The organism is Dietzia kunjamensis (genome assembly GCF_045689975.1).
Lineage (GTDB): Bacteria > Actinomycetota > Actinomycetes > Mycobacteriales > Mycobacteriaceae > Dietzia > Dietzia kunjamensis.
This window is the reverse complement of sequence record NZ_CP143297.1, coordinates 2248078-2262132: the sequence shown is the minus strand read 5'-3', so window position 1 is coordinate 2262132 and position 14055 is coordinate 2248078. Positions and strand designations below refer to the sequence as shown.

General features: G+C 71.7%; 12 protein-coding genes. 9 read left to right on the top strand and 3 right to left on the bottom strand.

Annotation, left to right across the window (positions count from 1 at the left end; all coding sequences use genetic code 11):
* Window positions 1–78: 78 nt before the first annotated feature.
* Complete coding sequence (locus tag VZF99_RS10510; protein WP_407334728.1) at window positions 79–942, top strand: SDR family oxidoreductase; 864 nt, start codon at window positions 79–81, stop codon at window positions 940–942.
* Window positions 943–947: 5 nt separating this feature from the next.
* Window positions 948–1346 (top strand): DoxX family protein, encoded by a 399-nt coding sequence (locus tag VZF99_RS10505; protein ID WP_096907104.1) that lies wholly within the window; start codon window positions 948–950, stop codon window positions 1344–1346.
* 37 nt (window positions 1347–1383) lie between these two features.
* On the opposite strand, the gene VZF99_RS10500 is transcribed toward VZF99_RS10505, so the two are convergent.
* Window positions 1384–2412, bottom strand: coding sequence for a mechanosensitive ion channel family protein (locus VZF99_RS10500; protein WP_407336114.1), 1029 nt, complete (start codon window positions 2410–2412; stop codon window positions 1384–1386).
* A 183-nt stretch (window positions 2413–2595) separates the two neighbouring features.
* Window positions 2596–4107: a dolichyl-phosphate-mannose--protein mannosyltransferase gene (locus VZF99_RS10495; protein WP_407334727.1), complete on the bottom strand. Its 1512-nt coding sequence runs from the start codon at window positions 4105–4107 to the stop codon at window positions 2596–2598.
* 66 nt (window positions 4108–4173) lie between these two features.
* Between VZF99_RS10495 and rsmI the strand changes: the two genes are divergently transcribed.
* Entirely contained in the window at window positions 4174–5013 is an 840-nt protein-coding gene (gene rsmI, locus VZF99_RS10490) for a 16S rRNA (cytidine(1402)-2'-O)-methyltransferase (RefSeq protein WP_119192043.1), read from the top strand.
* A gap of 13 nt (window positions 5014–5026) precedes the next feature.
* Here rsmI and VZF99_RS10485 read toward each other — a convergent pair whose 3' ends face one another.
* On the bottom strand, window positions 5027–6256 hold the full coding sequence (locus VZF99_RS10485) for an aminodeoxychorismate synthase component I (protein WP_407334726.1): 1230 nt from the start codon (window positions 6254–6256) through the stop codon (window positions 5027–5029).
* A gap of 99 nt (window positions 6257–6355) precedes the next feature.
* Here VZF99_RS10485 and VZF99_RS10480 point away from each other — a divergent pair, with 99 nt between their 5' ends.
* From VZF99_RS10480 to VZF99_RS10455, 6 genes are all read left to right on the top strand, one after another.
* Window positions 6356–7930 carry a BCCT family transporter gene (locus VZF99_RS10480; protein WP_407334725.1) on the top strand — a complete coding sequence of 525 codons (1575 nt, stop codon included), beginning with the start codon at window positions 6356–6358 and terminating at the stop codon, window positions 7928–7930.
* Between the two features lie 79 nt (window positions 7931–8009).
* Window positions 8010–9848 carry a methionine--tRNA ligase gene (gene metG, locus VZF99_RS10475; protein WP_407334724.1) on the top strand — a complete coding sequence of 613 codons (1839 nt, stop codon included), beginning with the start codon at window positions 8010–8012 and terminating at the stop codon, window positions 9846–9848.
* A 9-nt stretch (window positions 9849–9857) separates the two neighbouring features.
* Window positions 9858–10724, top strand: coding sequence for a TatD family hydrolase (locus tag VZF99_RS10470; protein ID WP_407334723.1), 867 nt, complete (start codon window positions 9858–9860; stop codon window positions 10722–10724).
* 224 nt (window positions 10725–10948) lie between these two features.
* The gene (locus tag VZF99_RS10465; protein ID WP_407334722.1) at window positions 10949–12139 is read left to right on the top strand and encodes a transglycosylase family protein; all 1191 of its coding nucleotides are present in this window, start codon (window positions 10949–10951) and stop codon (window positions 12137–12139) included.
* Entirely contained in the window at window positions 12136–13065 is a 930-nt protein-coding gene (rsmA, locus tag VZF99_RS10460; protein WP_407336113.1) for a 16S rRNA (adenine(1518)-N(6)/adenine(1519)-N(6))-dimethyltransferase RsmA, read from the top strand. Before VZF99_RS10465 ends, rsmA begins: the two co-directional genes overlap by 4 nt.
* Window positions 13066–13075: 10 nt before the next feature.
* Entirely contained in the window at window positions 13076–14053 is a 978-nt protein-coding gene (locus VZF99_RS10455; protein WP_407334721.1) for a 4-(cytidine 5'-diphospho)-2-C-methyl-D-erythritol kinase, read from the top strand.
* The last annotated feature ends 2 nt before the right edge of the window (window positions 14054–14055 follow it).

Below are 14055 nucleotides of genomic sequence, written 5' to 3'. Positions count from 1 at the left end.
GTGCCCCGTCGGGCCGCTACGGTGATCACATCGGGTGGCCCGCCGCTTTTCGATCCGGGCCCGGACGTGGGGGAGTAGATGTCGAGGCGACGGATCAAGAACTACCGGGGCAGGGTCTGCGTGGTGACCGGCGCGGCCAGCGGGATCGGTCGCGCGGCGGCCCTCCGGCTCGCGGATGAGGGCGCCCGCTTGGTGCTCACCGACCTCAACGCCGAGGGGCTGGCCTCCGCCGAGCAGGCCTGCCGGGACGCCGGTGCGCCCGTGCTCGTGGCCGAGGCGCTCGATCTCACCGACCACGAGGCCGTGATGGCGTTCGGGGCGCGCGTCGTGGCCGACAGCGGTGCGCCCGACGCGATCTTCCACGTGGCCGGCAACTCGGCCTGGGGCCGCCCGGATCTGCTCGAGCACCGGATCTGGCGGTCGATGGTCGAGGTCAATCTCATGGGCACCATCCACGTGGTGGAGGCGTTCGTGCCCGCGATGATGACCGCCCGCAAGCCCGCCTCGCTCGTCCTGGTCTCGTCCGCCGCCGGTCTGCTCGGCCTGCCGTGGCACGCCGCCTACAGTGCCGCCAAGTTCGGGATCCGCGGCGTCGCCGAGGTCCTGCGCTTCGACCTGGCGCCGTACGACATCGGCGTGCACCTCGTCTGCCCCGGCGGCGTCGACACCCCGCTCGTGGAGACCGTCGAGATCGCGGGCGTCGACAGGTCCGATCCCGAGGTGGCCAGGACCGTCGACCAGTTCCGGCGCCACGCGGTCACCCCGGACCAGGCCGCCGAGAAGATGCTTGAGGGCGTGCGCAAGGGGCGCTACCTCGTCTACACCTCCCCGGACGTCCGCATCGGCTTCGCCGCGCAGAAGTTCGCCCCGCCGCTCTACCGGGTCGCGATGATGGCCCTCCACCGCCGACTCGCCAAGGCCGGCCGGGGCATCCTCCCGTGAGGGGGATGGAGACCCTCCGGGACGCCGCGATCCTCCTGGCCCGTGTCGGGCTCGGGGTGGTGTTCGCGGCCCACGGGTGGCAGAAGTTCTTCACCCTCGGCCTGAGCCGGGTGGCCGAGCAGTTCTCGAGCTACGGCATCCCGCAGCCGGCCGTCACCGCCGCGATCGTCGCCGGGGTGGAGTTGGTGGCGGGGGCCGCCCTCATCGCCGGGCTCCTCACCCCGCTCGCGGGCATCCTGCTCGGCGTGGACATGGCCGGCGCGTTCTACTTCGTCCACGCCACCAACGGCCCGTTCATCACGCAGAACGGCTGGGAGCTCGTGGTGGCGCTCGGGGTGGGGGCGCTGCTCGTGGCGGCGGTCGGCGCCGGCCGGTTCAGCATCGACAGGGTGCTGGGCGGCTAGCGCCGACCGGGCGGGAACGGCTGTCGACGCCCGGGCCTCACCCCGAGGCCATCGCGCGCATCGCGGACACCGGGAGGCCGTCCGGGTACGGGGCGTCGATGCCGGCCTCGTCGAAGGCGTTGCGGATGCGGCGCCGCAGCTCCCGCTCGGTGGCCCACTGGGTGTTGGCCTGCGTCACCGCGGTCATCCGCAGGGACCAGAAGTCCGCGTCCAGCGCGTTCACGCCCTGGAGCTCCGGGCCCGAGATGAGGTTCGACGCGATCGGCTCCTCGGCCGCCGCCTGCCTGGCGGTCTCGATGGCCACGGTGCACGCCCGGTCGACGTCGGCGGTGTAGGACACGGGGATCTCGAGGAACGCGACGCCGAAGTCCTGGCTGTAGTTCCCGACCCGGGCGATGTCGCCGTTGCGGCAGTACCAGAGCGTCCCGTGCAGGTCCCGCAGTGAGGTGACGCGCAGTCCCACGTGCTCGACCGTGCCCTCGGCCTCGCCCAGGTCGACCCAGTCACCGACGCCGTACTGGTCCTCGAAGAGCATGAACAGTCCGGAGAGGAAGTCCCGGACGAGGGCCTGGGCGCCGAAGCCCAGGGCGACGCCGACGATCCCGGCGGACGCGATGAAGGGCGCCACGTTGACGCCGACGATGGCCAGGGTCTGCAGCACCACCCACACGAGCACGGCGAACGAGACGATCGACTTGAGCACCGACCCGATGGTGGCCATCCGCTGTGCCCGCCGTTCCGCGCGTCGATGCTCGGTCCGCACGTGCTCCGCGGAGCGTCGTCGACTGTTCTTCTTCAGACTCGCGGCGGTGAGACCGCCACTCTCGTCGGCGGTGACCTCACCGCGGTCGCCGTCGGGGTCGAGTTCGACCGTGTGCGCGCCGGCGCGCTGGTCGGCCCGTTCCTGTCGGCGGCGCCGCCACGAGGACGGGGACGCGTTCTTCGACGGGGCGGTGATCCGGTCGATGCCCCGGTGGAGCACCCACCGCACCAGCAGCGCCAGCACGAGGTACAGGGCGATCATGACCGGCTTCTCGACCAGCCACTGTTGGGTCACGTTGCTCATCGGGAGATCGGCGTAGGGAAGGGATAGCTCGTTCACTGCCGCGACGGTACTGACCGCACACCGTCGGCGACACCTCGTCCCCGGCCGCGGGGCGCGGGGATCAGGCGGCGCCGAGCCGGTGATCAGCACATGCTCAGGGGGCGGGATCCACGTGCGGGTGGGGACCTCGCGGGGGCGACTGCGCTAGCGCCAGGAAGGTAGCCAGAGCTGGTGACTCCACTCGGTCTGGGTGATGGGCATCCCCGAGAGGATGGGCAGCGCATAGATGAAGTTCACCGCGACGAGGGCGAGGTACAGGCTGACGATCGCACGACCGATGAGTTGCCGCCGGGGGGAGTCGGTGGCCCTGCCGGCGATCTCGCCCAACACCAGCGCGATCATCATGACGAAGAACGGCGCCATGACCGAGGCGTAGAAGAAATACATCTGGCGGTCGTGCTGGAAGAACCACGGCAGATAGCCGGCCATGTAGCCCACCAGTGGGAACGCGTAGCGGCCGTCACGGCAGATGACTGCGCGCCAGAACGCCCACGCCAGGACGGGGATGGCCAGCCACCAGATGGCGGGGGTCCCCAGGAGCATGATCGCGCGCACGCACGAGGTCTCCCCGCAGCCGGCGATGCCCTCGCCCTGCTCGACGTAGTAGAGCATCGGCCGCAGGCTCATGGGCCAGGTCCACGGCTTGGACTCCCAGGGGTGTCGGTTCCCGGCGGAGGTGGTCAGCGTGGAGTGGAAGTCCAGGACCGATGACTGGTAGTACAGCCACGACTGCAGAGCGTCGGGCATCCAGTTGTCCTCGACCTCGTCGCCCACGACGTGCCGGTACACGGAGTTCTCGTTCGCGAACCAGGGCAGCCACGTGAACATGTGCAGGATCGCCGGCCAGAGGACGAGGGTGAGGAAGGCCGGCACCGCGTCGCGCAGCAGTGCGCCCGCGAGGGGGCGCTGGACCCCGTAACGGCTGCGCAGAGCCCAGTCCCACGCCACGGTCATCACACCGAAGAAGGCGATGAAGTACAGGCCGGACCACTTGACCCCGAGGGCGAGGCCCAGCATGACGCCGGCTGTGAAGCGCCACCAGCGGAATCCCAGTCGCGGTCCCAGGCTCGACAGGTGGAGCCTGCCCTCGAGGGCGGTCCGGTGCATGCGGGCGCGCATCTGGTCGCGGTCCACCAAGAGGGCGCCGGCGGCCGCGACGACGAAGAGCACCTGGTAGATGTCCAGCATGCCGATGCGGGAGGTCACGAAGCTGACGCCGTCGAGGCACAGCAGCAGCCCGGCGACGAGGCCGAGCTGGGTGGACCGGGTCAGGCGCCGGGTGATGCGCATGACCATGAGCACCACGAGCACCCCGGCCAGGGCCGCGGTGAACCGCCAGCCCAGGGGGGAGTAGTCGAAGAGCATGCTGCCGATGGACTGGATCTGCTTGGCGACGGGCGGGTGGACGACCAGGCCGTAGGCGGGATTCTCCTCGATGCCGAGCTGGGCGACGTTGTACGACTGCGGTGCGTAGTGCTTCTCGTCGAAGACCGGGGTGCCCTTGTCCGTGGCCGAGGTCAGGCCCCAGAAGCGGGAGAGGAACGCCAGGACCAGGATGACGCCGGTGGAGATCAGGTCGCGGGTCGTGTCGACCGGACCGGTGTCGGGGGCGGGCAGCGGGCGTCCTGGTGAGCGCACGCCGATGGTCGAGGTCACAGGCAGAGCATAGTGGGGACCGTGCGCCGGGCGGGGATGCGCCCGGCCACCGATAGGGTGGTCGTCATGACGTCCGGACGTGTCGTGTTGGCGGCCACCCCCATCGGGAACCCGGCTGACGCCTCGGATCGGCTGCGGCAGGTCCTGGCGACCGCCGACATCGTGGCCGCGGAGGACACCCGCCGGCTGCGTTCCCTCTCGACGGCCCTCGGGGTGACCATCGGGGGGCGGGTGATGAGTTTCTTCGAGCACAACGAGGCCGGTCGCGTGCCCCAGTTGATCGAGCGGGTCCGCGCCGGGGACGTGGTGGCGGTGGTGACCGACGCCGGGATGCCGGCGGTGTCGGACCCGGGGTACTCGCTGGTCGTGGCGTGCATCGAGGCCGGGCTCCCGGTGACGTGTCTCCCGGGTCCGTCGGCGGTCACCACGGCGTTGGTGCTCAGCGGGCTGCCGGTCGACCGCTTCTGCTTCGACGGGTTCCCGCCGCGGCGCCCGGGCCGACGCCGGACGTGGCTGGCCCGGCTGGCGGCGGAGGAGCGCACGTGTGTGTTCTTCGAGTCCCCGCACCGCCTGGCCGACACGCTCGCCGAGGCGGCGCAGGTCCTGGGCGCTGACCGCCGGGCAGCGGTGTGCCGGGAGTTGACCAAGACCTACGAGGAGGTCCTGCGCGGGACCCTGGGTGAGCTGGCCGAGCGGACGGCGGGCGGCGTGTTGGGTGAGATCGTCGTGGTGGTCGAGGGTGCCGACGCCGCCGGGTCGACCGCCACCCTCGAGGACCTCGTGGAGGTCGTCGAGGAGCGGGTCGAGGCGGGGGAGCGGCTCAAGGACGCCTGCGCCGCCGTGGCCGAGGGGTCGGCGGTGACCAAGCGGGACCTCTACCAGGCCGTGCTCGACTCACGCGCCTGAGGGGCGGAGCGGCTCAGAGCCAGGGCGCGGGCCCGCCGCCCCAGGTGAACGCCGCCTTGTGCACGCATTCGTCCCATTCGGCGTCCGGGTCGGAGTCGATGGTGATCCCGCCGCCCACCCCGAGTTCGCAGCGGCCGTCCGGCGCCACCTCGAGGGTGCGGATGGCCACCGCCAGGTCGAGGGTGTCGGCGGTCGCGAACCCGTAGGTGCCGCAGTGCAGGCCGCGGGACCGCGGCTCCCACCCGGCGATGAGTTCCCGGGCACGCTGCTTGGGGGTCCCGGTGACCGACGCGGGCGGGAAGGTGGCGGCCACGAGGGCGTCGTGGTCCACCGAGGTCCGCGCCGTGACGGTGGAGACCAGGTGGTGGACGCCGGGCGCGGGACGGACGGCGAGCAGGTCGGACACCCTCACCGAACCCACGTCCGCCACACGTCCGAGGTCGTTGCGTGCGAGGTCGACGATCATGATGTTCTCCGCGACGTCCTTGGCGGAGGCGAGGAGCTCGGCGGGGTCGCGATCGGCGGGCACCGTGCCCTTGATGGGGCTGGCGCGGACGTCGTCGCCGGTGCGCACGAGGAACTCCTCGGGGGAGAAGGCCAGCACCGCGCCCCACTCGCCCTCGAGGTACGCCGACCGCGCGGCGGGGGCGCGGCGGGCCAGGGAGAGGAACGTCTCGAGCGGGTCCGCGCGGAGCCTGCCGTCGAGGCGGGTGCTCAGGCAGGTCTGGTAGACCTCGCCGGCGCGGATCGCCTCGAGGCAGTCCACCACGGCACGTCTGTGCGCGCGTCGGTCGGGGGCGGCCCAGGTGAGGGGGATGCCGACCTCGTCGTCGTCGCCACCGTCGTCGCCAACGCCCTCGTCGTCACCGGTGCCCCCGGATGACGGCGGCCCGTACCGTCGGATCACCTCGTGCGGGTCGGGGGCGGTGCCGTCGCCCCGCCACCGGCCGTCCGGGTCGAGCGTGAGCATGCCCGTGGCCGTGCCGCGGACCGCCGCGGGCAGGAGGGGGGCGTCGCCCGCCACGTGGTCGGGGAAGGAGCGGAACCCGACGACGACGAGGTCGCCGGCCACCGAGAAGACCTGCTCGGGCCGGGTCGGCCGCAGGTCCACGGAGGGGATGATCACCGCCGGGGAGTCGCGCCAGTCGCCGAGGAACGCCGCCGGGGGACCGATCCCGAGGGCCCGCGCCCGCACGTGGAGAGCGCGCAGGAGCGCCGACACGGCGGGGGTGGAATCGGGCACCGTCCGATCGTGCCACCCCGGGCCGTCGAAGCCACGCCAGGGTCCGATAAGCTCTTTATTATCTTGCGCTCACGTGGGATTGTTGACAGGGTTCGACGTATGCCTAAGTCACGAGAGAAAGCTTTCGACGCGTCGAATGACGGCCCTGAGGACCCTCTGAGCGGGCCCCGTCCGCGCGTCGACTTCACGGTCCTCGTGCCCACCACGATCATCGCGCTCATCGTGGTGATCTGGGGCTCGTTCTACACGAATTCGTTCGAGAACGCCGCCGGTGAGGCGTTCTCGTTGGTGGTGGACACGGTGGGATGGCTGTTCATCCTCGTCTCGACCACGGTCGTGGTCTACGCGATCTACCTGGCGCTCTCCCGGTTCGGCGGCATCCGCCTGGGCGGTGACGACGAGAAGCCGGAATTCTCCACGCGGTCGTGGATCGCCATGATGTTCGCCGCGGGTATGGGCATCGGGCTGATGTTCTACGGCGTGTCCGAGCCGCTCACCCACTTCCAGGAGCCGCCGCCGGGACAGGAGCAGCAGTACGACGTGGCCATGGCCACGACGACGTTCCACTGGACCCTGCACCCGTGGTCGATGTACGCGATCGTCGGGCTCGCGCTCGCGCTGGCCGCCTACCGCTTCAAGCGCGGCCACCTCATCTCCCAGGCCTTCGTCCCGCTCATCGGCGAGAAGCGGGCCGCGGGGTGGATGGGGAGAGTCCTCGACATCGCGACCATCCTCGCGACGATCTTCGGCACCGCCGCCTCGCTCGGCCTGGGCGCCCTGCAGATCCGCGCCGGGCTCAACGAGACCGGCGCGGTCAGCGGTGGCGGCATCGCCCTGGTCGTGGGCGTCATCGTGGTCCTGGGCCTGGTGTTCCTCGCCTCGGCTGCCTCCGGAATCAGCCGCGGCATCCAGCTGCTGTCGAACATCAACCTCATCCTGGCGGTGTCGCTCGCGCTGTTCGTGGCGATCTTCTCCGGCGCCCTGTTCTTCATGCTCGACCTCATCCCCACCACGATCGGCACCTACTTCTCGAACTTCTTCGACATGGCCTCGCGCACCGCGGTGAGCGAGAACGGTGAGGCCGCCGAATGGCTCTCCGGGTGGACGGTCTTCTACTGGGCGTGGTGGATCTCCTGGTCGCCGTTCGTGGGCATGTTCCTGGCACGTATCAGCCGTGGGCGCACCGTGCGCGAGTTCATCATCGGCGTGGTCCTGATCCCCAGCACCCTGTCGGTGATCTGGTTCTCCATCTTCGGAGGCTTCGCGCTTTATCTCGAGGAGGCCGGACGCAGCGTCTTCGGCGACGGGTCACTCGAGCCGCAGCTGTTCAACCTGCTCCGCGAGCTGCCGCTCGCGCCCGTGCTCATGGTGGTGGCGATGGTCCTCATCGCCGTCTTCTTCATCACCTCCGCGGACTCCGCGTCGATCGTCATGGGCGGAATGGCCCAGCGCGGCGTGGAGGAGCCGACCCGCTGGCTCGTCATGCTCATGGGGTCGTTCACCGCCGCCGTGGCGATCATCATGCTCGTGGCCGGTGACGGTGGCGGCGACGCCCTGTCGAGCCTGCAGAACATGACGATCATCGCCGCCTCGCCGTTCGTGCTGGTGTTGATCGCGTTGTGCGTGTCCATCCACAAATCGCTCTCGCGGGATCCCGCGGCCGAGGAGGCCTGACGCGACCCCGGGGTGGCGCCGGGCGTGCGGGTGTACGCCCGGCACGGCCGCCGCGGACGTGACCACTAGTCTGTAGCCCATGGCGAAGACAGTCCTGACCGCGGTCGCATGGCCGTACGCGAACGGCCCCCGGCACATCGGACACGTCTCGGGGTTCGGGGTGCCGTCTGACGTCTTCTCGCGCTACCAGCGGATGGCCGGCAACGACGTGCTCATGGTCTCGGGCACCGACGAGCACGGCACGCCACTCCTCGTGCAGGCCGAGAAGGAGGGCGTGCCGGTCCAGGAGGTCGCGGACCGCTACAACCGCGTCATCGTGGACGACCTCGCCGGCCTGGGGCTGAGCTACGACCTGTTCACCCGCACCACCACGCGGAACCACTACGCGGTGGTGCAGGAACTGTTCCGGGGCCTGCACGCCAACGGCTACATGGTCGCCAAGACCACCACCGGTGCGGTGAGCCCGTCCACCGGGCGGACCCTGCCGGACCGCTACATCGAGGGCACCTGCCCCATCTGCGGTGACGACGGTGCCCGCGGCGACCAGTGCGACAACTGCGGCAACCAGCTCGACCCGGCGGACCTGAAGAACCCGGTCTCCAAGATCAACGGCGAGACCCCGAAGTTCATCGAGACCGAGCACTGGTTCCTCGACCTGCCCGCGCTCGCGAACTCGCTGGGGGACTGGCTGGGGGGCCGGAAGGACTGGCGACCCAACGTCCTCAAGTTCTCGCTCAACCTGCTCGAGGACCTGCGCCCGCGCGCGATGAGCCGGGACATCGACTGGGGGATCCCCATCCCGGTGGAGGGGTGGCAGGATCGCGGCGACAAGAAGCTCTACGTGTGGTTCGACGCCGTGGTCGGCTACCTGTCCGCCTCCATCGAGTGGGCGTGGCGCTCCGGGGAGCCCGAGGCGTGGCGGCGCTGGTGGACCGACCCCGAAGCCGTGTCCCACTACTTCATGGGCAAGGACAACATCACCTTCCACTCGCAGATCTGGCCGGCCGAGCTCATCGGCTACGACGGCCGGGGCGCCCACGGCGGCGAACCCGGGGCACTGGGCGCACTGAACCTGCCCACCGAGGTGGTCTCGTCCGAGTTCCTCACCATGTCGGGGTCCAAGTTCTCGTCCTCGCGCGGCGTGGTGATCTACGTGCGCGACTTCCTGGCCGAGTTCGGCCCCGACGCGCTGCGCTACTTCATCTCGGTCGCGGGGCCGGAGAACCACGACACCGACTTCACCTGGGACGAGTACGTGCGCCGCACCAACTCCGAGCTGGTCGGCGGCTGGGGCAACCTCGTCAACCGCACCGTGTCGATGGCTCACAAGAACTTCGGCGAGATCCCGCGGCCCGGCACCTTGACGGACCTGGACGCCGAGCTGCTGCGCGAGGCGGAGTCGGCGTTCGCCACCGTCGGCGCGTACCTGGAGCGTTCCCGGTTCAAGGCCGGCGCCACCGAGGCCATGCGCATCGTCGGCGCCGCCAACCGCTACATCGCCGCCACCGAGCCGTGGAAGCTGGCCAAGGAGCCCGACCAGCGCGAGCGTCTGGGCACCGTCCTGCACACCGCGCTGCAGGTCGTCTCCGACGCCAACACGCTGCTCACCCCGTACCTGCCGTCCGCCGCGCAGCAGATCCACGGCGCGATCGGCGGGCAGGGCGTGTGGGCCGCCGCCCCGCAGGTGCACGAGGTCACCGACGACATGCCGGTCGAGCTCGTCGGAGAGGGGCTGCCCGACGCGGGCCGCAGTTACCCGGTGATCATGGGTGACTACGCCGCCGAGCAGGCGCGGTGGGCGCGCACCGAGATCACCCCGGGCACCCCGCTGGCCAAGCCCAGCCCGCTGTTCGCCAAGGTCGACCCCGAGTTGGCCGAGACCGGGCCGAGCTGGGCGCCCATCCAGCAGGAGGACTGAGGCGACCGTATGGGTAAGCGCAAGCCCCGCCCCACTCCCGTCCTGCCCGAGTCGCTACCCGGGCTCGTCGACGCACACACGCACCTCTACTCCTGCGGACACCGCACCGCCGACGAGGTGCGCGCCGCCGCAGACCGCGCCGCGCTCGCCGGGGTCGCGGCCCTGGTCACTGTGGGCGATGACCTGGCCGAGTCCGAGGCCGTCGTGGCCGCCGCCGAAGCCGACGAGCGGGTGTACGCCGCCGTGGCCGTGCACCCCACCCGAGCCGCCGAGATCACCGACCCCGAGCGCGGCGAGCAGGTGCGGGCGCGACTGCGCGAACTCGCCGCCCATCCGCGGGTCGTCGCGGTCGGGGAGACCGGCCTCGACCACTACTGGGTGGGAAAGATGGACGGCTGCGCCGACCCGGCCGAGCAGGAGGAGTCGCTGCGCTGGCACGCCGGGCTCGCCGCCGAGCTGGGCAAATGCCTGATGATCCACAATCGCGAGGCCGATGACGACCTGCTGCGTGTGCTCGCGGAGGTCGCCGGCCCGGGCTCGGGCATCCCGCACGTGATGCTCCACTGCTTCTCCTCGCCGCTGGAGGTGGCGCGGGAGGCGCTGGACCGCGGGTACGCGCTGTCGTTCACCGGCAACGTCACGTTCAAGGCCAACGACCACCTGCGCGAGGCGGCCCGCCTGGCCCCGGCCGGGCAGCTGCTCGTGGAGACCGACGCCCCGTACATGGCTCCCGAGCCGTTCCGGGGCGCCCGCAACGAGCCCGGCCTGGTGGGTTACACCGCCCGGGCGATCGCGGAGGTCCGGGGGCAGACGCCGGAGGACTTCGTGTCGGAGGTCGCCGACACCGCCCGCGCCGTGTTCGGCCTGACCGTCTGACGGGCGGGCCCGCCCGGGCCGACGACCGGTGTGGCGCGTGGTACTCGTGAGGGCTGAGTGGCGAATGTAACGAAACGTGACCTGAATACCTCGTCGTCGTCGACTCGTTCCCGCATGTCACGAGGGTCACGTTGCCCCGGCGCTGTCCGCTCGTTACGCTATCGTGATGAAACGCGAACGGCTGTACGGCAGTTCGCGGAGCTACCCGAGGAGAGAACCGACAAGTGGTTGACGACGCACGGACCGACACCCCCACGGGCGCCCGACCCACCGCGACCCGGGGCATGCTCGCCCCCGTCAAGCGACTCCACGAGTCCCGCTCCACCATGCTGCGGCTGTCCGTCGCCGGGATGCTCACCACCCTCGTGGTGGGCGGGGTGGCGGCGCTCGACCAGCGCACGCAGTACACCCTCGAGGTCGACGGCGAGCAGGTCGAATTGGTCACCTTCAGCTCCGACGTCCACGCCGCGCTCGCCGACGCCGGCTACAGCGTCGACGACCGGGACGTGGTGATCGCGCCCGGCGACAGCATCGACGACGGCGACACCGTCACCCTGCTGCGCGCCCGGCCCGTCACCGTCGAGGTCGACGGTCGCAGCGAGCAGGTCTGGACCACCGCCACCACCGTCGCCGACCTCGTGGCCGAGCGCGACGACGTCCCGCCCCGCAGCTACGTCAGCCCACGCATCGACGCGGACGTCCCGCTCGACGGCACCACCGTCTCCGTGGTGACCCCGCGCGAGGCGCTGCTGTCCGACCACGGCGGCCCCGCCACCCCGATGGCCTCACCCGGTGAGACGGTCGGGCAGTTCCTCGAGCGCGCCGGCATCACCCTCGGCCCGCTGGACACTGTCACCCCGGCCCCGGACGCCCCCGTCGAGCCCGGCACCGAGGTCACCATCACCCGCGTGGCCGTGGCCGAGGAGACCGCGGTCGAGCAGTTCGAGGCCCCCGAACAGACCACCGAGGACCCCGAGGCCACCGAGGGCGAGCGCACGGTCGTCGATCCCGGTGCCCCCGGCGAGCGCGAGGTCGTTTACACAATCACCCGCGTCAACGGTGTCGAGACCGAGCGCGCCCGCGGCGCGGAGAAGGTCCTCACCGAGGCCCGCCCCGCCGTCGTCCGCGTGGGCACCAAGCCCAAGCCCGCCGCGCCGGCCGTCTCGAACGGCGGCGTGTGGGACTCGATCGCCCAGTGCGAGTCGGGCGGGAACTGGAGCATCAACACCGGCAACGGGTACTCCGGCGGGCTGCAGTTCGCCGCCGGCACCTGGACCGGCCACGGCGGCGGCCAGTACGCGCCCAGCGCGCACCTCGCCACACGTGAGCAGCAGATCGCGATCGCCGAGAAGGTCCGGGCCTCGCAGGGCTGGGGCGCCTGGCCCGCCTGCACCTCCAAGCTGGGCCTGCGCTGACCGGCCCGGACGCGACCTTCCGCGGGCAGGCCGACCCTCTCGGCCCGCAGGAGGTGCGCGCGCTCGCGGAGGAACTGGGCATCAAGCCCACCAAGACCCTCGGACAGAACTTCGTCCACGACGCCAATACGGTCCGCAAGATCGTCACCGCCTCCGGCGTGGGCCGAGACGACACGGTGATCGAGGTCGGGCCGGGCCTCGGGTCGCTGACCCTGCCGCTGCTCGACGCCGCCGGCCACGTGGTGGCCGTGGAGATCGACCCCGTTCTGGCCACGCGCCTGCCCCGGACCGTGGCCGAGCGGGCCCCGCAGCTCGCCGACGCACTGACCGTCGTGGGCGCCGACGCGCTCGCGGTCTCCGGCGCCGACCTGGGCGGCCCGGGGGTCCCGCCGCCGACCGCGCTGGTGGCCAACCTGCCCTACAACGTCTCCGTGCCCGTGCTGCTGCACATGCTCGCCGAGGTGCCGACCCTGCGCACCGCGCTGGTGATGGTGCAGCTCGAGGTGGCCGATCGCCTCGCCGCCGCCCCCGGTTCCCGCGTCTACGGGGTGCCCAGCGTCAAGGCCGGGTTCTTCGGCACCGTCCGCCGCACCGGCACCGTCGGCCGCAACGTCTTCTGGCCCGTCCCCAACGTCGAGTCGGGCCTGGTGCGGATCGACGCCTACCCCGAGGCCCCGTGGGACCTGGGCGTGGCACACCGGAAACGGGTGTTCGCGGTGGCCGACGCCGCGTTCGCCCAGCGTCGCAAGACCCTGCGCGCCGCCCTGTCCGGGTGGGCGGGCTCCAGCGCGAACGCCGAACTCGCGCTGACCGAGGCCGACGTCGACCCCAAGGCCCGCGGTGAACAACTCACCACCGCCGACTTCGTCCGGATCGCCGAGGCGGCGGTGCGGCTCGGGATCGGACCGGCGCACCGGGAGCCGTAGGCTGGTGGTCATGCCCCGCGACGCCTCCACCCCCGCCGGCGTGCGCGCCGTGACGGCCGTCGCCCCCGCCAAGATCAACCTCCACCTCGGCGTCGGTGACGTCCGCGGCGACGGTTACCACGACCTGCTCACCGTGTACCGGGCCGTGGACCTGTGGGAGCGGGTCACCGTGTCGCTGGACGACGCCGACGACGACAGCGAGGTCGTCGTCACCGGGCCCGGGGCCCCGCAGGTGCCGACCGATCGGACCAATCTCGCCGCCCGGGCCGTCGACCTGCTCCGCGAGGAGGCGGGATCGGACGCCCGGATCGCCATCCGGATCCACAAGGGCGTCCCCGTGGCCGGCGGGATGGCCGGCGGCAGCGCGGACGCCGCCGCCGCGCTCGTGGCCACGGACCGGCTGCTCGGTCTGGGACTCGGCCGGGCGGCGCTGGAGGAGCGGGCCGCGAGGCTGGGCAGCGACGTGCCCTTCTGCATCCGCGGCGGCACGGCGCTGGGTACCGGGCGCGGCGAGAAGCTCGCGACGCTGCTGCACGCCCGTGCCGAGCAGCACATCGTGGTGGCCCTGGCCGACGGGGGACTGTCCACCCCGACGGTGTTCGCCGAGCTCGACCGGCTGCGCGCCGAGCGCGACCCGGCTGATCCCGAGCGGGGCCTGCCGCGCGTGGGCGGGGTCGACCCGCTCGTGGCGGCCCTCGCCGGCGACGATCCCGCCGCCGTGGCCGGGCTGCTCGCCAACGACATGGAGGCCGCCGCACTCTCGCTCATGCCCGCCCTCCGCCGGACCCTGCGCGTCGGCCGGGAGGCCGGGGCCCTGCACGGCATGGTCTCCGGCTCCGGCCCCACCTGCCTGTTCTTCTGCACCGACCGTGACCACGCGATCGCCGTCGCCGCCGAGATCAGCGAGCACGGCGTCGCCCGCGAGGTCCGCGTGACCCGCGGCCCGGTCGGCGGTGCGCACATCGTCGACGACCCCACAGGAAAGTAGAG